Source organism: Pseudomonas azerbaijanorientalis (assembly GCF_019139795.1).
GTDB classification, from domain to species: Bacteria; Pseudomonadota; Gammaproteobacteria; order Pseudomonadales; family Pseudomonadaceae; genus Aquipseudomonas; species Aquipseudomonas laurylsulfatiphila.
In genome coordinates this window covers 5,384,872-5,407,277 of sequence record NZ_CP077078.1, presented here as the reverse complement: position 1 = coordinate 5,407,277, position 22,406 = coordinate 5,384,872, and the positions used below count along the sequence as shown (strand labels likewise).

22 protein-coding genes and 1 other RNA gene are annotated in these 22,406 nt (G+C 59.5%); 16 read left to right on the top strand and 7 right to left on the bottom strand.

Translation table 11 applies throughout. The features are described from left to right. Positions 1-57 precede the first annotated feature (57 nt). The 3 genes from KSS91_RS24175 to KSS91_RS24165 all read left to right on the top strand — a co-directional run bounded on the left by KSS91_RS24175 (position 58) and on the right by KSS91_RS24165 (position 4,368). Positions 58-2,796 (top strand): winged helix-turn-helix domain-containing protein, encoded by a 2,739-nt coding sequence (locus KSS91_RS24175; protein WP_217836333.1) that lies wholly within the window; start codon positions 58-60, stop codon positions 2,794-2,796. An 87-nt stretch (positions 2,797-2,883) separates the two neighbouring features. After that, positions 2,884-3,525, top strand: coding sequence for an MBL fold metallo-hydrolase (locus KSS91_RS24170; protein WP_217836332.1), 642 nt, complete (start codon positions 2,884-2,886; stop codon positions 3,523-3,525). Between the two features lie 102 nt (positions 3,526-3,627). Next, the gene (locus KSS91_RS24165) at positions 3,628-4,368 is read left to right on the top strand and encodes a YiaD family glycine zipper/OmpA-like lipoprotein (protein ID WP_217836331.1); all 741 of its coding nucleotides are present in this window, start codon (positions 3,628-3,630) and stop codon (positions 4,366-4,368) included. 271 nt (positions 4,369-4,639) lie between these two features. Here KSS91_RS24165 and KSS91_RS24160 read toward each other — a convergent pair whose 3' ends face one another. Continuing rightward, positions 4,640-5,074: a Z-ring associated ZapG family protein gene (locus KSS91_RS24160; RefSeq protein ID WP_126047494.1), complete on the bottom strand. Its 435-nt coding sequence runs from the start codon at positions 5,072-5,074 to the stop codon at positions 4,640-4,642. 144 nt (positions 5,075-5,218) lie between these two features. Between KSS91_RS24160 and KSS91_RS24155 the strand changes: the two genes are divergently transcribed. The 3 genes from KSS91_RS24155 (at position 5,219) to zapE (ending at position 8,413) form a co-directional block, all read left to right on the top strand. Beyond that, entirely contained in the window at positions 5,219-5,848 is a 630-nt protein-coding gene (locus KSS91_RS24155) for an alpha/beta hydrolase (RefSeq protein ID WP_126047492.1), read from the top strand. 24 nt (positions 5,849-5,872) lie between these two features. After that, positions 5,873-7,228 (top strand): tryptophan--tRNA ligase, encoded by a 1,356-nt coding sequence (locus KSS91_RS24150; RefSeq protein WP_217836330.1) that lies wholly within the window; start codon positions 5,873-5,875, stop codon positions 7,226-7,228. Between the two features lie 90 nt (positions 7,229-7,318). Then, on the top strand, positions 7,319-8,413 hold the full coding sequence (gene zapE / locus KSS91_RS24145) for a cell division protein ZapE (protein ID WP_007998226.1): 1,095 nt from the start codon (positions 7,319-7,321) through the stop codon (positions 8,411-8,413). A gap of 165 nt (positions 8,414-8,578) precedes the next feature. Here the strand turns inward: zapE and KSS91_RS24140 are convergent, their stop codons facing one another. Continuing rightward, positions 8,579-9,499, bottom strand: coding sequence for a GlxA family transcriptional regulator (locus tag KSS91_RS24140; RefSeq protein ID WP_177325126.1), 921 nt, complete (start codon positions 9,497-9,499; stop codon positions 8,579-8,581). A gap of 221 nt (positions 9,500-9,720) precedes the next feature. On the opposite strand from KSS91_RS24140, the gene KSS91_RS24135 reads away from it, so the two are divergent. Beyond that, positions 9,721-10,857, top strand: a complete 1,137-nt coding sequence (locus KSS91_RS24135; protein ID WP_217836329.1) for an acyl-CoA dehydrogenase family protein — start codon at positions 9,721-9,723, stop codon at positions 10,855-10,857. Positions 10,858-10,956: 99 nt separating this feature from the next. Here the strand turns inward: KSS91_RS24135 and KSS91_RS24130 are convergent, their stop codons facing one another. Further along, complete coding sequence (locus tag KSS91_RS24130) at positions 10,957-11,997, bottom strand: NADP(H)-dependent aldo-keto reductase (protein WP_217836328.1); 1,041 nt, start codon at positions 11,995-11,997, stop codon at positions 10,957-10,959. A gap of 246 nt (positions 11,998-12,243) precedes the next feature. Between KSS91_RS24130 and rplM the strand changes: the two genes are divergently transcribed. The 7 genes from rplM to KSS91_RS24095 all read left to right on the top strand — a co-directional run bounded on the left by rplM (position 12,244) and on the right by KSS91_RS24095 (position 17,132). Further along, entirely contained in the window at positions 12,244-12,672 is a 429-nt protein-coding gene (gene rplM / locus KSS91_RS24125; protein ID WP_003228062.1) for a 50S ribosomal protein L13, read from the top strand. A gap of 14 nt (positions 12,673-12,686) precedes the next feature. Next, positions 12,687-13,079 carry a 30S ribosomal protein S9 gene (gene rpsI / locus KSS91_RS24120; protein ID WP_003228056.1) on the top strand — a complete coding sequence of 131 codons (393 nt, stop codon included), beginning with the start codon at positions 12,687-12,689 and terminating at the stop codon, positions 13,077-13,079. A 268-nt stretch (positions 13,080-13,347) separates the two neighbouring features. Next, positions 13,348-13,941, top strand: a complete 594-nt coding sequence (gene petA / locus KSS91_RS24115; RefSeq protein WP_015096779.1) for a ubiquinol-cytochrome c reductase iron-sulfur subunit — start codon at positions 13,348-13,350, stop codon at positions 13,939-13,941. Next, the gene (locus KSS91_RS24110) at positions 13,941-15,152 is read left to right on the top strand and encodes a cytochrome b (RefSeq protein WP_095965541.1); all 1,212 of its coding nucleotides are present in this window, start codon (positions 13,941-13,943) and stop codon (positions 15,150-15,152) included. The genes petA and KSS91_RS24110 overlap by 1 nt, the downstream gene beginning before the upstream one ends. Further along, a complete protein-coding gene (locus KSS91_RS24105; protein ID WP_015096777.1) occupies positions 15,152-15,934 on the top strand; it encodes a cytochrome c1 in 783 nt (260 codons plus the stop codon). The genes KSS91_RS24110 and KSS91_RS24105 overlap by 1 nt, the downstream gene beginning before the upstream one ends. A 150-nt stretch (positions 15,935-16,084) precedes the next feature. Next, complete coding sequence (locus KSS91_RS24100; RefSeq protein ID WP_126047488.1) at positions 16,085-16,702, top strand: glutathione S-transferase N-terminal domain-containing protein; 618 nt, start codon at positions 16,085-16,087, stop codon at positions 16,700-16,702. A gap of 16 nt (positions 16,703-16,718) precedes the next feature. Next, complete coding sequence (locus KSS91_RS24095; RefSeq protein ID WP_007972582.1) at positions 16,719-17,132, top strand: ClpXP protease specificity-enhancing factor; 414 nt, start codon at positions 16,719-16,721, stop codon at positions 17,130-17,132. Between the two features lie 165 nt (positions 17,133-17,297). On the opposite strand, the gene KSS91_RS24090 is transcribed toward KSS91_RS24095, so the two are convergent. The 4 genes from KSS91_RS24090 to KSS91_RS24075 all read right to left on the bottom strand — a co-directional run bounded on the left by KSS91_RS24090 (position 17,298) and on the right by KSS91_RS24075 (position 20,744). Beyond that, entirely contained in the window at positions 17,298-17,876 is a 579-nt protein-coding gene (locus tag KSS91_RS24090) for a BON domain-containing protein (protein WP_015096776.1), read from the bottom strand. Continuing rightward, entirely contained in the window at positions 17,873-18,466 is a 594-nt protein-coding gene (locus tag KSS91_RS24085) for a phosphoheptose isomerase (RefSeq protein WP_007972584.1), read from the bottom strand. The genes KSS91_RS24090 and KSS91_RS24085 overlap by 4 nt, the downstream gene beginning before the upstream one ends. A 104-nt stretch (positions 18,467-18,570) precedes the next feature. Then, complete coding sequence (locus KSS91_RS24080) at positions 18,571-18,933, bottom strand: YraN family protein (protein ID WP_095965538.1); 363 nt, start codon at positions 18,931-18,933, stop codon at positions 18,571-18,573. Next, positions 18,933-20,744, bottom strand: coding sequence for a penicillin-binding protein activator (locus KSS91_RS24075; protein WP_217836327.1), 1,812 nt, complete (start codon positions 20,742-20,744; stop codon positions 18,933-18,935). The genes KSS91_RS24080 and KSS91_RS24075 overlap by 1 nt, the downstream gene beginning before the upstream one ends. Before the next feature lie 177 nt (positions 20,745-20,921). Here KSS91_RS24075 and rsmI point away from each other — a divergent pair, with 177 nt between their 5' ends. Further along, a complete protein-coding gene (gene rsmI / locus KSS91_RS24070) occupies positions 20,922-21,827 on the top strand; it encodes a 16S rRNA (cytidine(1402)-2'-O)-methyltransferase (RefSeq protein ID WP_193601761.1) in 906 nt (301 codons plus the stop codon). A gap of 75 nt (positions 21,828-21,902) precedes the next feature. Then, an RNA gene (rnpB, locus tag KSS91_RS24065) (RNase P RNA component class A) lies at positions 21,903-22,256 on the top strand. Positions 22,257-22,406: the final 150 nt, after the last annotated feature.

Below are 22,406 nucleotides of genomic sequence, written 5' to 3'. Positions count from 1 at the left end.
CGGCTAGTCTGCGGACATCTGCAACGCCGCCATCCGCAATTCAAACAAGAGCCGGCTATGACTGATTTGTCCACACCCTCAGGTTCTGCACAGGTTGCCGTCGCGACACTCGACGGGCGGTTTTTCCGTCCGCCGTTGCCCGACGGCCATGTGCTGCGTCCACGATTGTGCGAGCGTCTGAGTGCCGGACTGGCAGGCAGGTTATTGCTGGTCAGTGCCCCGGCAGGGTTCGGCAAGAGTTCGCTGGCGGTGGAGTTCTGTCAGGGGTTGCCGGCACACTGGCAAAGTCTCTGGCTGGGGTTGAGCCCGCGAGACAGTGACCCGGGACGCTTTCTCGAGCGGCTGCTGGAAGGCCTTCAGGACTATTTCCCGCAACTGGGCAGGCAATCCCTCGGGTTGTTGAAAATGCGCCAGCGCCATCAGCCGTTCGCATTCGAAGAGTGGCTCGACGGCTTGCTCGACGAACTGGCCGTACACCTGTCCACGGCGAAGCCCTTGCTGCTGGTGCTGGATGATTACCACCTGGCTCAGGGGCCGGTGCTGGACCGTTGCCTGCAGTTTTTCCTCAACCATCTTCCCGATGGTTTGCTGGTGATGGTCACCAGTCGCCAACGTCCCGACTGGCACCTGGCGCGGCTGCGGCTGTCGCGGCAATTGCTCGAATTACATGAACAGGATCTGCGCCTGACCCACGACGAGGCCTTGAGCCTGCTCGACCGGCACAGCAGCTCCTTGCGCGGTGAGGCACTGGAAAACCTGATCCAGCGCAGTGAAGGCTGGGTTGCAGGGTTACGCTTCTGGCTGCTGGCGGCTTCGGAGGCGGGCACCGATGGCGCGCTGCCGCAATCGTTGCATGGCGGGGAAGGGCTGATCCGCGATTATCTGCTCGAAGAAGTCATCGATTGCCTGCCCGCCGAGGTCCAGTCGTTCCTCTATGACACGGCACCCCAGGAGCGTTTCTGCAGCGAACTGTGCGATGCCGTTCGCGACGCCCATGACAGCGGGGAGATCTTGCGCTTCCTGCTTGCCCATCAAGTGTTCCTGGTACCGCTGGACGAGCATGGTCACTGGTATCGCTATCACCATCTGTTTTCCGATCTGTTGCGCACGCGGCCGACGTCCCAGTCGATGGTGCCGGCCGCGAGCCTGCACCTGCGCGCCTGCCGCTGGTTCAATGCCCAGGGACTGCTCGATGAGGCGGTGGAGCAAGCGTTGCGTGCCGGTCACCTGGACGTCGCAGCGAACCTGGTGCAGAACCTCTCCGAAGAGCAGCTGCTTGCCGAGCAGAATGTCGGCATGTTGCTGCGCTGGAAAATGGACTTGCCTGACAGCTTGCTGATCAGCACGCCGCGACTGATTGTGCTGTATAGCTGGGCGCTGGGCCTGGCTTGCCAGCTGGATGCTGCCGAAGAGCTGGCCAGCCATCTGAGCCGCTTCCTGCCTGCTCCGTCGGCCACCGCCCAGAAGTCCATGCTGGCTCAATGGCTGGCGTTGAGTGGCATCATTGCCCGTGGACGAGGCAACCGCGAGCTGACGCTGCAGTACTGCCGCGAGGCATTGGAAAGTCTTCCGGCCAAGCGTTACGGCCAGCGTCTGATGTGCCTCTCGACCCTGTCCAACCTGGCCATTGCCGACGGTGATTTGTGGCGGGCGCGGGGGCTGAACCGCGAATCGCTGGAACTGGCGCAACGTGTCGGCAACCCGTTGTTCGAAGCGCTGGCGCACTACGACCGCGCACGGGTGCTGCAAGCGCGCGGAGAAATCTGTCGGGCACTGGAAGAGGTCCGTCAGGGCATGCAACGCCTGCAGAGCTTGTCTGCACAACGGCTGTATGCGGTTCGCGCCCGGCTGACCTTGTACGAAGGCTTTTTGCTGGCCCTGCGCATGCAGCCGCAATTGGCGCGGGTGCGATTGCAGGCCGGTCTGAGCGAGGCGCGCGCCTGCCGTGACATCAGCGTGCTAATCGGCCACTGCGTGATTGCCAGGCTGGAAGGCAGCAGCGGCGAGTTCGCCAAAGCCTTTGCCGAACTGGCCGAAGCCGAGCGGCTCATGCACATCTGGGACGTGCCACCGATCTACTACCTGGCCATGATCACCCTGGTCAAATGCGAGCTCTGGCTGGCCCAGGGGCGTACCGATCTGGCCGAAGCCTGGCTGGCGCGCCTGGGGCAGACCTATAACGGCGAGAACGGGGCGGCACCACCGGAGTTCCATCCGCAATTGCCCTTGCATATCGAATTGCAACAAGCCTTGCTGGAAGTCATCCAGGGCCAGCCGATGCTGGCTGAAGGGCGATTGAATGCGCTGCTCGAACATGGCCAGCAAAGCGGTCGGCAGATGCTCAGTGCCATGGCGCTGACCCAGAAAGTGGCGTTGTTGCTGGGCAGCGGACGGGAGCCGGAAGCACGCAAGGCACTGGTCCAGGCGCTGGACGCCGCTGGCGGAGGCGTGCTGCAACCCTTCGAGGGCCTGCTGGCCGAGCAGCCGGACTGGCTACGTGGGCAGCTTCAACAGTGTTCACCAACCCCTGTTTCCCTGAGCCTCAGTGAAAGGCTGCCGGCATTGACTGCCCGCCCTGGAGCGGAATCCGGCGCGGCTGCGGAGCAACTCAGCACGCGGGAACTGGCGGTTCTGCGATTGATCGCCCAAGGCTGTTCGAACCAGGAAATCAGCGATCAGCTGTTTATTTCCCTGCACACGGTCAAGACCCACGCCAGCCACATCAACAGCAAACTCGGGGTCGAGCGGCGTACGCAGGCCGTGGCGCGGGCGAAGGAGTTGGGGGTGCTGGGTTAAGGATTTTTCACGTTACATATCGCGGCCCTTGGCTGGATACTCAATTGTGCGAAAATCGCCCGTCCCCGTTTATCGAGCAGGCCCCCGATGTCCCAGCATCCCACCCTCATCCGCGAAACCTTCCCCGTCGGCCCGTTGCAGTGCAACTGCACGATCATCGGCGATCCGGTGACGAAAAAGGCCATTGTCGTCGATCCGGGTGGCAATCATGAGCTGATCCTGGCGCGTCTCGATGCCTTGGGGCTGAAAGTGCTCAGCATCATTCACACCCACGCCCACCTCGATCATTTCCTGGCGTCCGGTCAACTCAAGGAGAAAACCGGCGCGACCCTGCATCTGCACAAGGAAGACCAGTTTCTCTGGGACAACCTGGAAATGCAGTGCCAGATGTTCGGTGTCCCTTACACCCCGGTACCGTCCCCGGATCGCTGGCTGGCCGATGATGAAGAGCTGGCCTGCGGTTGTGGCGTGGCGCTGCACACGCCTGGGCACACACCGGGGTCGATGAGTTTCTGGTTTGCCGATGCCAAGCTGCTGATTGCCGGTGACACGTTGTTCAAGCGTGGGGTAGGGCGCACGGATTTGTGGGGCGGCGACCAGGCCACCATCGTGCGTTCGATCAAGCAGCGTTTGTACACCCTTGACGAAGAGGCGACGGTGGTGACCGGGCATGGTCCGGACACCCGTCTGGGCGATGAAATGCGCGAAAACCCCTTTGTACGGGCCTGATTTGTAACGAACGGAATTTTTGTTTCCGGAAATGATCCAACACCTGCAAAGGCTGTGCCTTGGTCCGTTGCACCACAGAATGCAAAAAAGTAGGAGCTATACATGTTCACCACGCGTCGTTTGATTATTGTCGCTACGGCTGTGGCCGTTTTGTCCGGTTGTGCCACGCCCAACCCTTACGGCGGTCAAGGCCAGGCTCAGGGGCAGGCGGACAGCGGCTCCGAAGGCATGAGCAAGACCGCGAAGTATGGTGGTCTCGGCGCTCTGGCCGGTGCGCTGGCTGGTGCTGCGATTAACCACGATAACCGTGGCAAGGGCGCGCTGATCGGTGCGGCAGTGGTCGGTGCTTCCGCCGCCGGTTACGGCTACTACGCCGACCAGCAAGAGAAAAAGCTGCGCGCCAGCATGGCCAACACCGGTGTTGAAGTGCAGCGCCAGGGCGACCAGATCAAGCTGATCATGCCGGGCAACATCACGTTCGCTACCGATTCGGCAAACATTGCCCCAAGTTTCTATCAGCCGCTGAACAACCTGGCGGGCTCGCTGAAAGAGTTCAACCAGAACCAGATCGAAATCGTGGGCTATACCGACAGCACCGGCAGCCGCCAGCACAACATGGACCTGTCCCAGCGTCGTGCACAAAGCGTGGCCACCTACCTGACCTCGCAAGGGGTCAGCGGTGCCAACCTGAGCGCTCGCGGCGCGGGTCCGGATAGCCCGGTTGCCAGCAACGGCGACGCCAATGGCCGGGCGCAGAACCGCCGTGTAGAGGTTAACCTCAAGGCGATTCCGGGCCAGCAGTATGGTGGTCAGCAGCAAGGTACAGTTCAGCAGTACCCATAAGCGCCTGACTGAACCCCGGGCGTAAAAAAGCCCGCCCTATCCTCAACAGATCGGGCGGGCTTTTTTTTGTTGCCAGATCCGGCCCCTTCGCGAGCAAGCCCGCTCCCACAGGTTATGTGTTGAATTCAGATTTTGTGTACGACATCGACCACTGTGGGAGCGGGCTTGCTCGCGAAGAGGCCAGGCCAGGCAACAGAAATCCGGAACAGACAGAAATAAAAAGCCCCCGGACAATCACTCGTCCGGGGGCTTTGTCACACCTGAAGCCTGATTACTTCTTCAGGCCGTAATGCTCATCGAGCATGCCTGGTGCGTTCGGGGCTTTTGGTGCGTAGTCGCGAGGCGGCTCCTGATTGCGCGGTGGCGTCAGGCGTTCACGGGGTGCCTGCGCCGCATCGGCGTGCAGGGAGGCCAGCAGGCGTTGGCGAGTCTGTTCGTCCAGGGCCAGGCGGTTGGCACCCTCGGCGAGATGGTCCTGCACTTCCTGATAGCTCGCAGTCAGTTTCTTGACCAATGAAGCAGTGCTGTTGAAGTGGGTCACCACTTCGTTCTGATAACTGTCGAAACGTTCCTGAATATCGTCCAGCTGACGTTGCGTGCTGCTAGGCGCGGCATTCGGCGCAAGGCGAGCGATCAGGAACCCAATGGCGACACCCACAACCAGGGCAAGAGTCGGTAGCAACCAAACTAAGAGCGAGTGTTCCACGAGTCCTTCCTCTATAAACGGCTTTGCTTTACGTTAACGGCTCGAACCTGCGCTGTATACCGCGATTCACTCGCAATAGACAGCCACAGACAATTTGCTAGACGAGTCGACCCGATTCGAGGTCACGGAGTTCCTTCCTTGCTTATGCGCGAAACCCCTGTAGTGATTGATGGCCCGGTGGGTCAACTGGAAGCCCTTTACCTGGACAACGAGCAGCCTCGCGGCCTGGCGCTGATCTGCCATCCAAACCCGGTCCAGGGTGGCACCATGCTCAACAAAGTGGTTTCGACCCTGCAGCGCACTGCGCGCGACGCCGGACTGGTCACCCTGCGCTTCAACTATCGTGGCGTTGGTGCCAGCGAGGGCTCCCACGACATGGGTACCGGTGAAGTTGATGATGCCCAGGCTGTCGCCGAATGGTTTCGCAACAAACACCCGGAGTTGCCGCTGACCCTGTTCGGTTTTTCCTTCGGCGGTTTTGTTGCAGCAAGTCTCGGCGGACGCCTTGAGGCCAAGGGCGAGCCGCTCAAGCACCTGTTCATGGTCGCGCCGGCGGTCATGCGCCTGGGGGACCAGGATCAACTGCCGCAGCAGGGCGAGCTGACCTTGATCCAGCCGGAAACCGACGAAGTGATCGATCCGCAAGTCGTTTACCAATGGTCCGACAAGCTTGAACGTCCCCATGAGCTGCTGAAAGTGGCAGAATGCGGACACTTTTTTCATGGCAAGCTGACCGATCTCAAGGATCTGATCCTGCCGCGTCTCTCGAATTGATTGCAGTCTGACAAGCGACTACCCATGACGACTCGTACCCGTATCCTCACCGGCATCACCACCACCGGCACGCCGCACCTGGGCAACTATGCTGGCGCCATCCGCCCGGCGATCGTCGCCAGCCGTGACAGCAATGCCGATTCGTTCTACTTCCTGGCCGACTACCACGCCCTGATCAAATGCGATGACCCGCTGCGCATCCAGCGCTCGCGTCTGGAAATCGCCGCGACCTGGCTGGCCGGTGGCCTGGATGTCGAGCGCGTGACCTTCTACCGCCAGTCCGACATCCCGGAAATCCCCGAGCTGACCTGGCTGCTGACCTGCGTCGCCGCCAAGGGCCTGCTCAATCGCGCCCACGCCTACAAGGCTTCCGTGGACAAGAACGTCGAGACCGGCGAAGACCCGGACGCCGGCATCACCATGGGCCTGTACAGCTACCCGGTGCTGATGGCTGCGGACATCCTGATGTTCAACGCGCACAAGGTGCCGGTCGGTCGCGACCAGATCCAGCACGTGGAAATGGCGCGGGACATCGGCCAACGCTTCAACCACCTGTTTGGCCAGGGCAAAGAGTTCTTCACCATGCCCGAGGCGTTGATCGAAGAGAGCGTCGCCACGTTGCCGGGCCTGGATGGCCGCAAGATGTCGAAGAGCTACGACAACACCATTCCGCTGTTCAGCAGCGCCAAAGAGATGAAGGACGCGATTTCGCGGATCGTCACCGACTCCCGCGCACCCGGCGAAGCCAAGGATCCGGACAATTCGCACCTGTTCACCTTGTTCCAGGCGTTCGCCACCCCGGCGCAGGCCGACGAGTTCCGCAGCGAACTGTTGCAGGGCCTGGGTTGGGGCGAGGCGAAGAATCGTCTGTTCCAACTGCTGGACAATGAACTGGGCGAATCCCGTGAGCGCTACAACCAACTGATCGAGCGCCCGGCGGATCTGGAAGACATCCTGCAGCACGGGGCGAAAAAGGCTCGTGCGGTAGCGACACCCTTCCTCAATGAATTGCGTGAAGCGGTGGGCCTGCGCTCCTTCGTTGCCCAGACTCAGGTGGCGGCGACCATCAAGAAAAAAGCCGCGAAAGCTGCGCGTTTTGTCAGTTTCCGTGAAGACGACGGCAGTTTCCGCTTCCGTCTGCTGGCCGCCGATGGTGAACAACTGCTGCTGTCGCGCAACTTCGCCGATGGCAAGACCGCCGGTCAGGTGACCAAGCAACTGCAATCGGGTCAGCCACTGGACGTGCGAAATGACCAACTGAACTTCAGTGTCTGGCTGGAAGGCGAGTGCGTTGCCGACAGCCCGGCCTTTGCCGACAGTGCTGCGCGTGATGCTGCCGTCGAGGCTTTGCGCATCGCCCTGACACCTGTTCAGGAATAAACAACGGTCCGGCCCGACCAAGGGCCGATTGCCATTCCTCCGGGCCGTCGCTACAGTGTCGGCCCGTTTTTGTTGCCTTGCTAACGAATTATGACGCCCCTAGAACGATATCAAGCTGATCTGAAACGCCCGGAATTCTTCCATGATGCCGCGCAGGAAACTGCCGTGCGTCATTTGCAGCGCCTGTACGACGATCTGGTCGCGGCCGAGCAAAACAAGCCGGGCCTGCTGGGCAAGTTGTTTGGCAAGAAGGATCAGACCCCGGTCAAGGGCCTGTATTTCTGGGGCGGCGTAGGTCGCGGCAAGACTTACCTGGTGGACACCTTCTTCGAAGCGCTGCCTTTCAAGGAAAAGTCCCGTACGCACTTCCACCGCTTCATGAAGCGCGTGCACGAAGAGATGAAGACCCTGGGCGGCGAAAAAAACCCGCTGACCATCATCGCCAAGCGCTTCGCCACCGAAGCCCGGGTCATCTGCTTCGATGAATTCTTCGTTTCCGACATCACCGACGCCATGATCCTTGGCACCCTGATGGAAGAACTGTTCAAGAACGGCGTGACCTTGGTCGCGACGTCGAACATCGTGCCGGACGGTCTGTACAAGGACGGCCTGCAACGCGCGCGCTTCCTGCCGGCCATTGCGCTGATCAAGCAGAATACCGAGATCGTCAACGTCGACAGCGGCGTCGACTATCGTCTGCGTCACCTCGAACAAGCCGAGCTGTTCCACTATCCGCTCGACGAAGCCGCCAACGAAAGCCTGCGCAAGAGCTTCCGTGCGCTGACGCCGGAATGCACGGCTGCGGTCGAAAATGACGTGCTGATGATCGAAAATCGTGAAATTCGTGCCCTGCGCACCTGCGATGACGTGGCCTGGTTCAACTTCCGTGAACTGTGCGACGGCCCGCGCAGCCAGAATGACTACATCGAACTGGGCAAGATCTTTCACGCCGTACTGCTCAGCGATGTCGAGCAGATGAGCGTCACCACCGACGACATCGCCCGACGCTTCATCAACATGGTCGACGAGTTCTACGACCGTAACGTGAAGCTGATCATTTCTGCCGAAGTCGAACTCAAGGATCTGTACACCGGCGGGCGCTTGAACTTCGAGTTCCAGCGTACCCTGAGTCGTCTGCTGGAAATGCAATCCCACGAATTCCTGTCCCGGGCGCACAAACCGTAGGAGGATTCGCATAAAAAAGGGCCTGCATTTGCAGGCCCTTTTTTATGCGCTGAAGATCCCCCTGTAGGAGCTGCCGCAGGCTGCGATCTTTTGATTTTAATTTTTCAAGATCAAAAGATCGCAGCCTGCGGCAGCTCCTACAGTGTTTTGCGAATGCCTTGAGGCTCAGGCAGCCTGCTGAAACTGCTGCCGATACTGGTTCGGCGACAGCTCCGTGTGCTGGCGGAACAGTCGCGCGAAGAAGCTCGCATCGTCATAGCCCACCTCATAGCTGATGGTCTTGATGCTCTTGCGGCTGCCGGACAACAAGCCCTTGGCGGTTTCGATGCGCAGGCGTTGCAGGTAATGCAGTGGCTTGTCGCCGGTGGCGGTCTGGAAGCGGCGCATGAAGTTGCGGATGCTCATGCCGTGTTCGCGGGCGACGTCTTCGAAGCGGAACTTGTCGGCGAAGTGTTCTTCGAGCCAGTGCTGGATCTGCAGGATGATCACGTCCTGGTGCAGCTTCTGGCCGCCAAAACCGATGCGTCCCGGCGAGTAGCTGCGCTGTACCTCGTACAGGATGTCCCGCGCTACGGCTTGGGACACATTGGCGCCGCAGAAGCGCTCGATCAGGTAAATGTAAAGGTCGCACGCCGAGGTGGTGCCGCCGGCGCAGTACAGGTTGTCGGCGTCTGTCAGGTGTTTGTCCTGATTGAGCTGGACCTGTGGGAAGCGTTCGGCGAAGGCATTGAAGAAGCGCCAGTAGGTGGTCGCTTCCTTGCCATTGAGCAACCCGGCTTCGGCCAGCCAGAACACACCGGTGGCCTCGCCGCACAGCACGGCGCCGCGCGCATGCTGTTGGCGCAACCAGGGCAGGACTTGGGGGTAACGTTTGCAGAGACTTTCGAAATCGTCCCAGAACGCGGGAAGAACGATGATGTCGGCGTTTTCCAGCCCGCCGTCCACCGGAATCATCACATCGCTGAAGGTGTTGACCGGTTTGCCGTCGGGGCTGACCAGGCGGGTTTCGAACGCCGGTGTCAGGCCCTGGCCCAGCTGTTTGCCGTAGCGCAGGCTGGCGAGGTGGAAGAAATCCTTGGCTTGCATGAGGGTGGAAGCGAAAACCCGGTCGATGGCCAGGATGCTGACGCGCCGCAGGGGCGTGGATGCTTGGTTAGACATAATTCAACTTTATTTTTATAGGGGGAAGTGGTCACCAGACGGCTGGATCGTCTTATTTTTTGTCGGATGTGTCCAGTGTCCTGTATCGGAAGCGAGGCATAGTCTCTGAAGGTCAACTCCTTCTAAAAACAAAGAAAAGGTGCCGCATGATCCCCAGAACCTTGTTCAGTTCCGAGCACGAGCTTTTCCGCGACAGCGTGCGGACGTTTCTCGAAAAGGAGGCAGTGCCCTTCCATGGGCAATGGGAAAAACAAGGCTATATCGACCGCAAGCTGTGGAACAAGGCAGGGGAGGCGGGGATGCTCTGCTCACACTTGCCGGAAGAGTACGGCGGACTGGGGGCGGACTTTCTCTACAGCGCGGTGGTGATCGAAGAAGTGGGGCGACTTGGCCTGACCGGCATCGGTTTTTCCCTGCACTCGGACATCGTGGCACCGTACATCCTGCATTACGGCAGTGAGGCGCTGAAGCAGAAGTACCTGCCGAAACTGGTGTCCGGCGAAATGGTGACCGCGATCGCCATGACCGAACCGGGCGCCGGTTCCGATCTGCAGGGAGTGAAAACCACGGCCGCGCTCGATGGCGACGAATACGTGATCAACGGCTCCAAGACTTTCATCACCAACGGCTACCTGGCCGATCTGGTGATCGTCGTCGCCAAGACCGATCCGAAGGCCGGCGCGAAGGGCACCAGTCTGTTTCTGGTGGAAGCCAATACGCCGGGCTTCGACAAGGGCAAGCGCCTGGAGAAGGTCGGGATGAAAGCCCAGGACACCTCGGAGCTGTTCTTCCAGGACGTGCGTGTGCCCAAGGAAAACCTGCTGGGCCAGGCCGGGATGGGCTTTGCCTACCTGATGCAGGAATTGCCTCAGGAGCGCCTCACGGTGGCCGTTGGCGGGCTGGCCTCGGCCGAAGCGGCGCTGCAATGGACGCTGGACTACACCCGCGAGCGCAAGGCGTTCGGCAAGTCGATCGCGGATTTCCAGAACACCCGGTTCAAACTGGCGGAGATGGCCACGGAAATCCAGATCGGCCGTGTCTTCGTCGACCGCTGCCTGGAACTGCACCTGCAAGGCAAGCTCGACGTGCCGACGGCGGCGATGGCCAAGTACTGGGGGACCGACCTGCAGTGCAAGGTGCTCGACGAGTGTGTGCAGTTGCACGGTGGCTACGGGTTCATGTGGGAGTACCCGATCGCGCGGGCATGGGCGGATGCGCGCGTGCAGCGGATCTATGCCGGGACGAACGAGATCATGAAGGAGATCATTGCGCGGTCGCTTTGATTCATTCTTGATGGCTGAAAAGATCGCAGCCTGCGGCAGCTCCTACATGGGATTGGCGTAAACCCTGTAGGAGCTGCCGCAGGCTGCGATCTTTTAAAATTATGGCGCAGGATTCGGATGATCCTTGTGAATCGCCTCGATCCCTTCCAGCACTTCCTCCGACAGCTTCAAGTCGAAACTGGCGATGTTGCTCTCCAGTTGCTCCATGGTGGTCGCGCCAATGATGTTGCTGGTCACGAACGGCTGCTGCGTCACGAAGGCCAGGGCCATTTGCGCCGGGTCCAGACCGTGTTCGCGAGCCAGGGCCACGTACCGGCTGCAAGCGGCTTCCGACTGTAGGTTGAAATAGCGGCTGAAGCGGCTGTAGAGGCTCAGGCGACCTTTTGGCGGGCGGGCGCCACCTTCGTACTTGCCTGACAGGAAACCGAACGCCAGCGGTGAATAGGCGAGCAGGCCGCATTGCTCGCGGATGGCGATTTCCGCCAGGCCGACTTCGAAGCTGCGATTGAGCAGGTTGTACGGGTTCTGGATCGATACGGCGCGCGGCCAGCCACGGGCTTCGGCCAGGGCCAGGAAGCGCATGGTGCCCCACGGTGTCTCGTTGGACAGGCCGATGTGGCGGATCTTGCCGGCGCGGACCTGTTCGTCCAGCGCTTCAAGGGTGTCCTCCAGCGGGGTCAGGTTGGCCTCGATCTTGTGCTTGTAGCCGAGCTGGCCGAAGAAGTTGGTGCTGCGTTCCGGCCAGTGCAACTGGTACAGGTCGATGTAGTCGGTTTGCAGGCGCTTGAGGCTGGCGTCCACGGCTTCGGTGATGTGCTGCCGATTGTGCCGCAGGTTCTTGTCGCGGATGTAGTCGATGGTATTGCCGGGGCCGGCGATCTTGCTGGCCAGGATCCAGTCGCCGCGGTCGCCGCGGCTTTTGAAGTAATTGCCGATGTAGCGTTCGGTGGTGGCGTAGGTTTCGGCCTTGGGCGGCACCGGGTACATTTCGGCAGTGTCGATGAAGTTGATCCCGGCGCTCTTGGCTCGTTCAATCTGGGCGAAGGCGTCTGCCTCGCTGTTTTGCTCACCCCAGGTCATGGTCCCGAGGCAGAGGGCACTCACGTTCAGATTGGTTCGGCCTAGCTGGCGATAGTCCATCGTGCTGCTCCTTGGGCAAAACAATCATAAAAGCAGGTTGAATTATTTTTCGCAATCTGCATAATTGCGCACCTCTTTCTGCAGTGGAAGTGATGCGCCGCCGCCGAAGAATCTTGCCGTTGAACGGACGCGCCGACCCGAGCCCCCGAAAGCGTCTGTATCCGGCTGCCTTTGACTTGTCAAAGTACGCACTATTCAGTAAGATCCGCCGTCTAATTTACAGGGCGGCCCCTGAGGCTATAAAGAATGAAAACTTTTACTGCTAAACCGGAAACAGTAAAGCGCGACTGGTTTGTCGTCGACGCTGCTGGTCAGACCCTGGGTCGTCTGGCCACCGAAATCGCGAGCCGTCTGCGTGGCAAGCACAAGCCTGAGTACACTCCTCACGTTGACACCGGCGACTACATCGTCGTAATCAACGCTGAGCAAATCCGTGTTACCGGTGCTAAAACCACTGACAAAATGTACTACTCCCACTCCGGTTTCCCGGGCGGCATCAAGTCGATCAACTTTGAAAAGCTGATCGCCAAGGCCCCTGAGCGCGTGATCGAGACCGCGGTCAAAGGCATGCTGCCTAAGAACCCGCTGGGTCGCGACATGTACCGTAAGCTGAAAGTCTATGCGGGCGCTGCACACCCTCATACTGCTCAGCAGCCCCAAGAACTGAAGATTTAACGGAATAGTTCATTATGTCGGCGACTCAAAATTACGGCACTGGCCGTCGCAAGACCGCAACCGCACGCGTTTTCCTGCGTCCGGGTACTGGTAACATCTCCATCAACAATCGTTCGCTGGATAATTTCTTCGGCCGCGAAACTGCCCGCATGGTAGTTCGTCAGCCGCTGGAATTGACTGAGACTGTCGAGAAGTTCGACATCTACGTCACCGTGATCGGCGGTGGTGTGAGTGGTCAAGCTGGCGCAATCCGCCACGGCATCACCCGCGCTCTGATGGACTACGACGAGACTCTGCGCAGCGCCCTGCGTAAAGCCGGCTTCGTAACCCGCGATGCTCGTGAAGTTGAACGTAAGAAAGTCGGTCTGCGTAAAGCGCGTAAGCGTCCGCAGTACTCGAAGCGTTAATTCGCTTTCGCGTTCAAAAAAGAACGCCCAGTTTCCTCGCGGAGCTGGGCGTTTTTTTATGCCTGTGATTTATCAAAGAATTGCGCTGTGACAACTTGCCACATCCGTAGAAGCCCTATACTCCAAGGCTTGAGGGTGGTGGGCTCCGGTAATTACCTTGTCAGAATTGGGGCTTTTCATTACCATTCGGCAAAATTTTTATAAGTACATAGTTTTACTTAGTAGATGCCTGATTTAACAGGCCACAAAGCTGATGGGAGAGGACTGAATGAGCAATGACGGCGTGAATACAGGCCGGCGTCGCTTCTTGGTAGCAGCCACATCCGTGGTGGGTGCTGCAGGAGCGGTGGGGGCTGCGGTCCCGTTCGTGGGGTCATGGTTTCCCAGTGCCAAGGCGAAAGCCGCTGGTGCACCGGTGAAAGTGAATGTCAGCAAAATCGAACCAGGCCAGCAGATGATTGCTGAGTGGCGCGGTCAGCCGGTGTTCATCGTCCGCCGTACACCGGAAATCCTGGGGAACCTGAAGAAAATCGAGGGCCAGCTCGCTGACCCGACCTCCAAGAGCTCGACACAACCGACTTACGTTGATCCGGAAACCCGTTCGATCAAGCCTGAGGTTCTGCTGCTGATCGGTATCTGCACGCACCTGGGTTGCTCGCCGACCTTCCGTCCTGAGGTGGCACCTGCGGATCTGGGTAAAGACTGGGTAGGCGGTTATTTCTGTCCCTGCCACGGTTCCCACTACGATCTGGCTGGCCGCGTCTACAAGTCGCAACCTGCGCCTTTGAACCTGCCAGTTCCCCCGCATTCCTATGAGACCGATGAGATCATTGTCATTGGCGTCGATACGGAGAAAGCGTGATGAGCAAGTTCATGGATTGGGTTGATGCGCGCTTTCCCGCGACCAAGATGTGGGAAGACCATCTCAGCAAGTATTACGCTCCGAAAAACTTCAACTTCTTCTACTTCTTTGGTTCCCTGGCATTGCTCGTTCTGGTCAACCAGATCGTTACCGGTGTCTGGCTGACCATGAGCTACACCCCGTCGGCGGAAGAGGCCTTTGCCTCCGTTGAATACATCATGCGTGACGTCGAGTACGGCTCGATCCTGCGTCTGCTGCACTCCACCGGCGCTTCGGCGTTCTTCATCGTGGTCTATCTGCACATGTTCCGTGGCCTGCTCTACGGTTCGTACCAGAAGCCGCGCGAGCTGGTGTGGGTCTTCGGCATGCTGATCTACCTGGCGCTGATGGCCGAAGCCTTCATGGGTTATCTGCTGCCGTGGGGCCAGATGTCCTACTGGGGTGCCCAGGTGATCATCTCGCTGTTCGGTGCGATCCCGGTCATCGGCAACGACCTGACCCAGTGGATTCGTGGTGACTACCTGATTTCCGGCATTACCCTGAACCGCTTCTTCGCCTTGCACGTGGTTGCCTTGCCGATCGTCATCCTCGGTCTGGTGGTGCTGCACATCCTGGCGCTGCACGAAGTCGGTTCGAACAACCCGGACGGCGTGGACATCAAGAAGCACAAGGACGAAAACGGCATACCGCTGGACGGCATCGCCTTCCACCCGTACTACACCGTGAAAGATATCGTCGGCGTGGTGGTGTTCCTGTTCATCTTCTGCTCGATCGTGTTCTTCTTCCCGGAAATGGGTGGTTACTTCCTCGAGAAGCCGAACTTCGAACAGGCCAACCCGTTCAAGACGCCTGAGCATATTGCGCCGGTCTGGTACTTCACTCCTTACTACGCGATCTTGCGTGCGGTTCCGGACAAGCTCCTGGGTGTTATCGCCATGGGTGCGGCCATCGCTGTGCTGTTCGTGCTGCCGTGGCTCGACCGTAGTCCGGTCAAGTCCATGCGCTACAAGGGCTGGCTGAGCAAGATCTGGCTTGTCGTGTTCTGCATCTCGTTCGTGATCCTCGGTGTTCTGGGCGTGCTGGCTCCGACGCCAGGTCGTACGTTGCTGTCGCAGGTATGTACCTTCCTGTACTTCGCCTACTTCATTCTGATGCCGTTCTACACCAGGCTCGAGAAGACCAAACCGGTTCCGGAAAGGGTGACTGGCTGATGAAAAAACTATTTGCTGTATTGATGCTTGCTGCGCTGCCAGTGTTCGCTTTCGCAGCACCACACGGTGGTCCTGAGCTGGAAAAAGTCGACATTGACGTTTCCGATAAGGCCGCCATGCAGGACGGCGCACGCACGTTCGCCAACTACTGCATGGGGTGCCACAGCGCCAAGTTCCAGCGCTATGAGCGAGTTGCCGACGACCTGGGTATTCCCCATGAGTTGATGCTGGAGAAGCTGGTGTTCACTGGTGCCAAGATCGGCGACCACATGAACATCGGCATGCAGCCAGCGGACGCCAAGGCCTGGTTTGGTGCCGCACCGCCGGACCTGACCCTGGTTGCCCGTGTTCGCGGCACCGACTGGCTCTACGGTTACCTGAAGTCGTTCTACGAAGATCCTTCGCGCCCATGGGGCGTGAACAACAAGGTCTTCCCGAACGTGGGCATGCCTAACGTCCTGGCCGGCCTGCAAGGTCGCCAGGTGGTGGGATGCAAACAGGTTCAGATCGTCGAAGACGGCAAGAAGCAATTTGATCCACTGACCGGCACGCCGTTGACTCATGAAGCATGCGATCAGCTGACGATTGTGCCGAAAAGCGGCGCTCTGACTGAAGAGCAGTTCGATGAGAAGGTCAAGAATCTGGTAACCTTCCTGGCTTACTCGGCTAACCCGGTTAAGCTGCAACATCAGCGCATCGGTACGTACGTATTGTTGTACCTGGCGTTCTTCTTCGTATTCGCTTACCTGCTCAAGCGCGAATACTGGAAAGACGTGCACTGATAAAGCTTCAAGCTATTGCTGTTAATCGCGCGCGCCCAAGGGCGCCTCTGAATAGGTAGCGAAACTGGTGATCCAGTCGTTACGGGAGGCGCCCTCTGGGCGCGCTCGTTTTTCCGCTTTCGATAATTTCTACAAGCGAGGAGGATCGCCATGGGCGTGACCAATCGGTTGGCCTGTTACTCCGACCCCGCCGACCACTATTCCCACCGAGTGCGCATCGTACTGGCAGAGAAGGGTGTCAGCGCCGAGATCATTTACGTGGAAGCTGGACGCCAGCCACCTAAACTGATTGAGGTGAACCCTTACGGCAGCTTGCCCACCCTGGTCGACCGCGACCTGGCGTTGTGGGAGTCGACCGTGGTGATGGAATATCTGGATGAGCGTTACCCGCACCCGCCGCTACTGCCGGTTTATCCCGTGGCGCGTGCCAACAGTCGCCTGCTGATACACCGCATTCAGCGAGACTGGTGTGGTCTGGTGGATCTGATTCTGGATGCGCGGACCAAGGAGGCAGCCCGTGCCGTGGCTCGCAAAGAGTTGCGCGAAAGCCTGACGGGTGTGTCGCCACTGTTTGCCGACAAGCCGTTTTTCCTCAGTGAGGAACAAAGCCTGGTGGATTGCTGCCTATTGCCAATACTCTGGCGATTGCCGATTCTGGGTATAGAACTGCCGCGGCCGGCCAAGCCGCTGCTTGATTATATGGAGCGCCAGTTTGCGCGTGAGGCTTTCCAGGCGAGTCTGTCTGGTGTCGAACGCGACATGCGCTAAGGCTTAAGGAGCCGTTATGAACTCCAGTCGACCTTATCTGGTCCGTGCGCTCTATGAGTGGATTGTGGACAACGATTGCACCCCGCATATGCTGGTCAATTCCGAGTATCCGTCGGTGCAGGTGCCTCAAGGCTTTGCCAGTGACGGCCAGATCGTCCTGAACGTATCGCCACAAGCCGTGCGCCACTTGCACATGGATAACGAGGCGGTCAGTTTCGAGGGGCGCTTTGGTGGTGTGCCGCACACCTTGTACGTGCCTATCGCATCGATCCTGGGTATCTACGCCCGGGAAAACGGCCAGGGTATGGTGTTCGATCTTGAATCGCCGATGGGCGAGGACGACGACATCGAACCGGATGACGACCTTCCGCCACCGGACAGCGAGCCACCGCGTCCAAGCGGTCGCCCCAGTTTGAAGGTGGTGAAGTAATAAAAAAGGCGATCCGGATGGATCGCCTTTTTTATTACTTCACCACCTTCAAACGATGTAGGAGCGAGCCTGCTCGCGATGGGCGTGAACGATGACGCGGGCTGCCTGAATGAGCGCATTCACCGGACGCTTTTCGCGAGCAAGCTCGCTCTTACAAGATGTGGATCAGTCGATGTACTCGAACAGCTTCACAATCTTCTGCACGCCGGAGACGCCTTGCACCAGGTTGGTCGCCTGCGCAGCTTCCTGTTTGGTCAGCAGGCCCAGCAAGTAGACGATGCCGTTTTCAGTGACGACTTTGATGCGCGAACCAGGGATGTTCGCGTCAGCGAGCATCTGGGTCTTGATCTTGGTGGTCAGCCAGGTGTCATTCTGGCGCGCCAACAGCGAGGAGGGGGGCATGATTTGCAGCTCGTTGTGCACCTGCTTCACGCGCTGGACCGCGGCGGCAGCCTGTTCAGCCTTGGCCTTGAGGTCTGCGCGTGGCGTTTGCCCGGCGAGCAGCACGACACCGTTGTAGCTGGTGATGACGATGTGCGAGTCCTTGTCCAGGGCCGGGTCGGCCTTGGCGATGTTCACGCCAACTTTGGTGTCGATCAGGGAGTCGTCGATCTTGCTGCCCAGTGTGCGAGTGCCGCGGTCATCTTCAATGGGTGCTTCACGGCTGGCAGTCACCACCGAGGTGCAACCGCTGATGCCGAGGCACAGAGTCAAGGCCAGTAGGCCGAGGCGATTAGGGGTCATTCTTCACTCCCGAACAATTGGCTGTCGATCAAGTCGCAAAGGCAATGGATCGCCAGCAGGTGGACTTCTTGAATACGAGCGGTGACGTTGGCCGGTACGCGAATCTCCACGTCCTCGGGCAACAGCAGCGACGCCATGCCGCCGCCATCACGTCCCGTCAATGCTACGACAATCATTTCGCGATCATGTGCGGCCTGGATCGCTTGAATTATGTTGGCCGAGTTGCCGCTGGTGGAGATAGCCAGCAACACATCGCCCGGTTGGCCCAGTGCGCGGATCTGTTTGGAGAAGATTTCGTTGTAGCTGTAGTCGTTGGCGATCGAGGTGATCGTCGAGCTGTCGGTCGTCAAGGCGATGGCCGGCAGGCTCGGGCGCTCGCGCTCAAAGCGATTGAGCAGCTCGGACGAAAAGTGCTGGGCGTCGCCGGCTGAGCCACCGTTGCCACAGGAAAGCATTTTGCCTTCGTTGAGCAGGGCGTTGACCATGACCTGGCTGGCTTGCTCGATGTGCGGTGCAAGAACTTCCATCGCCTGTTGCTTGGTGTCGATACTGGCCTGAAAAAGCTGGCGAATTCGGGATTGCATGTCCATCTGTGTGACCTTAATTAGCGCGGCTGTTCGGCACGTGAATGTGCAGCCCGCAAAGCAAAGAGCAAAAGTGTTGGGTGATAGTGTCCGGTTCGTGATGCCGGTGATCAGCCATCGAAGGCATTCTGTAGCCAGTTCAGCTGATCGAGGTGGCTGTCGATGGCAATCACGTCGAAGCGGCAAGGGGAATTGGCCCAGCGCGACTCGCGCTGAAGAAAATATTGCGCGGCGAAAATCAGCTTTTGCCGTTTGCGCTCATCGATGCTATCGAGCGCGCCACCCCATTGAGTGTCTTTTCGGTAGCGGACTTCAACGAATACTACTGTATCGCCATCTAGCATGACCAGATCAAGCTCGCCGCGTTTGCACAACCAGTTCTGCGCCAGCAGGCGCAGACCCTGTTGTTGAAGATGCTCGAGCGCGTGGCGCTCGGCATCCATACCGCTTTGCTGGCGTGACCTGTCAGGCATCAGCGGGCGGTGTCCGGCAGGCGCTGGATTTGGCCATTTGCGAACTGGGCCCATGGCAACTGGCGCACGACCCGCTGGCTCTGAGTCATGCCGAGGCTGCCCGACTCACCCTCGATGCGGCTGTCCGGCAGAGACTTGAGCTGGCCCAGGCGCGGCGCCAGCCGATAGGCGTCCACGCCCATGGCGTACAGGCGTCCCAGGCTACCGGCGGCTTGTGGCCACTGGGCGGTGACCTGGCGGCGCAGTGGATCGTTGGCGTCCAGCAGCCAGGGTGTTTCGCAGAAACGAATGCCGTTCATGTCGTTGTACTGGTTGACGTCGCCGCTGGCGCTGAACACGTGAGAGGTGGCGTAGACCGGTACATCGCCTGCGTACTGGAAGTTCAGGGTCGGCTTGATCTGTTGGGCCTGTTGCGGCGTTGCGGCGAGGAAGATGAATTCGATGTCCTGGCGGCGCGACGGCTGGGCTGCCACTTGCGAGCCAACAGTGCTTTGCAGGCTCTTGGCGCGACCTTCGCTTTGACGCAGCTGGAACATGTCGGCAATCTGCTGGGCCAACTGGACCGGTTGGTCGACGCGTTCGGTGGCAACGATGGTGCCGCCATTGGCTTGCCAATCCTGGCTGAACGCCTTGAGCACGCGGTCGCCCCATTCGCCTTTCGGCACCATGATGGCTGCGCGATGCAGGCCGTCGGCGCGAGCGCGGCGCGACACTTCACGGGCTTCGTCTTCAGCGGCAAGACCGAACTGGAACAACTGCGCCGGGCCTTGATCGCCTTCGCTGTAGTTCAGCGCCAGGGTGGTGATCGGGAGTTGCGGGCGAGTGCTCAGCTGTTTGACCAGCGGCTTTTCCAGCGGGCCGACGACCAGTTGCACGCCATCGGCCTGGGCCTTGCGGTAGAACTCGTCCATGGATGTCAGGCGCGAGCTGTCATAAAACTCGATGGCAGGTGGTTTCTGCCCGGCCTGTTGTGCCAGGTAGTGGGCGGCCATGAAACCGTCGCGCAATGCTTTGCCAACCGAGGCCAACTGGCCATCCTGAGGCAGCAGCAGGGCAATCTTGCTCAGGGGCTGGCTGGCCAGCTCCTTGAGTTGGGTCAGTGGCTGCGGCAATTGAAGGGCAGCCGGGTGTTTCGGATTCTGTGCGCGCCAGTTGTCGATGGCGGCCTGTTGCTGCTCCAGGGTGCCGGCGGATTTCACGGTCAGGGCCAGGGCCATCCAGCCGCCGAGATCGTCGGTGGCGTTCGGCTGCAACTGCTCGGTCGGCAGCGAAGCGATCAGGGTCCAGATCGCTTCGTGGTTTTTGCTCGCGGCTTCACCTTTGAGCATCGGGGCAATGAAAATGCGCTCGCGAGCGGCGGCGAGGGTCTGGCCGTCGGCCTCCAGGGCGCGGGCGTGAACAGTGCCGGTGCGGACCTGTTGTTCCTCGGGCAGTTCGCTCAAGTATTGCATGCTTGGGTGGCTCAAGGCGGCCAGTGCGGCCTTGGGCTGATTGCGGGTCATGGCCAGTTCAGCCGCCAGGGTGTTGGCGAAAATCTGTGGGCCCGGCTTGAGCTGCTCGACCGGGACCTGTTGCAGGATTTGCGCGGACTGGCCGGCATTGCCCTGGCGATAGGCCAGGTCGGCAGCGCTCAAGCGCAGAAGGGCGGCATCTTCCGCAGATTTGCTTTGGGCGGCCTTCTCAAGCAGTTGCTCGATACTGGCGTCCGGTGTCCGTGGTAGTTCGCCAAGGCTGGACGAGGGCGAGCTGGCGCAAGCCGCCAGCAAGGCAGCGAGGCAGAGGGCAGATAACAGCCGCAGGCAAGCGATCATGTAAGCGTTCCTGATACTCGATCAAATTAGCGTGGAATTGTACCCAAGCACTGGCCGGGGCGCGATGTTACTGGCGTGAATCGATCAATTTAGCTGGTGTAAATGTTGCACCGGCGCACAAACGCTCGCCGATGGCGCGATTGCATGCGCGTAGCATGAGCCTCGCTACGCGCTACAATGGCGACTTTTACCGATCATGAGGTGTGCGCTTTGACTGCTCCAGGTGCTTTGAATTCTGCTGCTGGCTCGCTTTATGTGGTGGCGACGCCCATCGGCAACCTGGATGACATCAGTGCGCGGGCGCTGAAGATTCTGCGTGAAGTGGCCTTGATCGCCGCGGAAGACACCCGTCATTCGCAGCGATTGATGCAACACTTCGGCATTTCGACGCCATTGGCCGCCTGTCATGAACACAACGAGCGGGATGAAGGTAGTCGCTTTATCACGCGTCTGCTTGCCGGTGACAACGTAGCATTGATCTCTGACGCCGGAACGCCGCTGATTTCCGATCCGGGTTATCACCTGGTGCGACAGGCTCGCGCGGCAGGCATCAGCGTGGTGCCGGTTCCGGGTGCCTGCGCCTTGATTGCGGCGTTATCGGCGGCGGGGTTGCCATCCGATCGTTTCATTTTCGAAGGGTTTCTGCCGGCCAAGGCTGTGGGGCGGCGAGCGCGCCTCGAACAGGTAAAGGAAGAGCCTCGCACATTGATCTTCTATGAGGCCCCGCATCGCATACTCGAATGCCTGCAAGACATGGAGCTGGTGTTCGGTCCCGAGCGCCCGGCACTGCTTGCCCGTGAGCTGACCAAGACGTTTGAAACCCTCAAGGGGCTGCCTTTGGCCGAGCTGCGCGAGTTTGTCGAGTCGGACGGCAATCAGCAGCGCGGCGAGTGCGTAGTGTTGGTGGCGGGCTGGTCTGCCCCCGAGGAGGAGGGCGCTGTCAGCAGTGAGTCGATGCGCATCCTCAATCTGTTGCTCGAAGAAATGCCGCTCAAGCGTGCGGCGGCTTTGGCGGCGCAAATCACCGGCGAACGAAAGAATGTGCTGTATCAGATCGCACTGGATAAGCAGAAGGGCGAGTAAAACCCGACGCGCAGGCGTGCGCACCGGCGCTTAACGCTTGTTCTTCGGGCGCTCTGCCGGTAACCTTCGCGGCGGAGAGTCGATCGGACAGTCGCTGCCCTCTATGAAAATTAGGGGGGGGAGGAAAGTCCGGGCTCCATAGGGCGAAGTGCCAGGTAATGCCTGGGAGGCGTGAGCCTACGGAAAGTGCCACAGAAAATAACCGCCTAAGCGCTTCGGCGCCGGTAAGGGTGAAAAGGTGCGGTAAGAGCGCACCGCACGTCTGGCAACAGTTCGTGGCTAGGTAAACCCCACTTGGAGCAAGACCAAATAGGGTCCCAAGGCGTGGCCCGCGCTGGGACCGGGTAGGTTGCTAAAGATGTCCAGTGATGGCCATCGTAGACGAATGACTGTTCAAGACAGAACCCGGCTTACAGATCGACTCTCCACCTTTTTTCCCCTCTGCTTAAATCAATGGGCAAGGGGAATGGTGATAGCAATTTCCCTCCTTACACATTCATCCGCAGAACCTCTTTTGTAATACCAAAAAAATCTTACTCTTAATAAATTACTTTAACTTTCGAACGCAGCCTCCTGCGC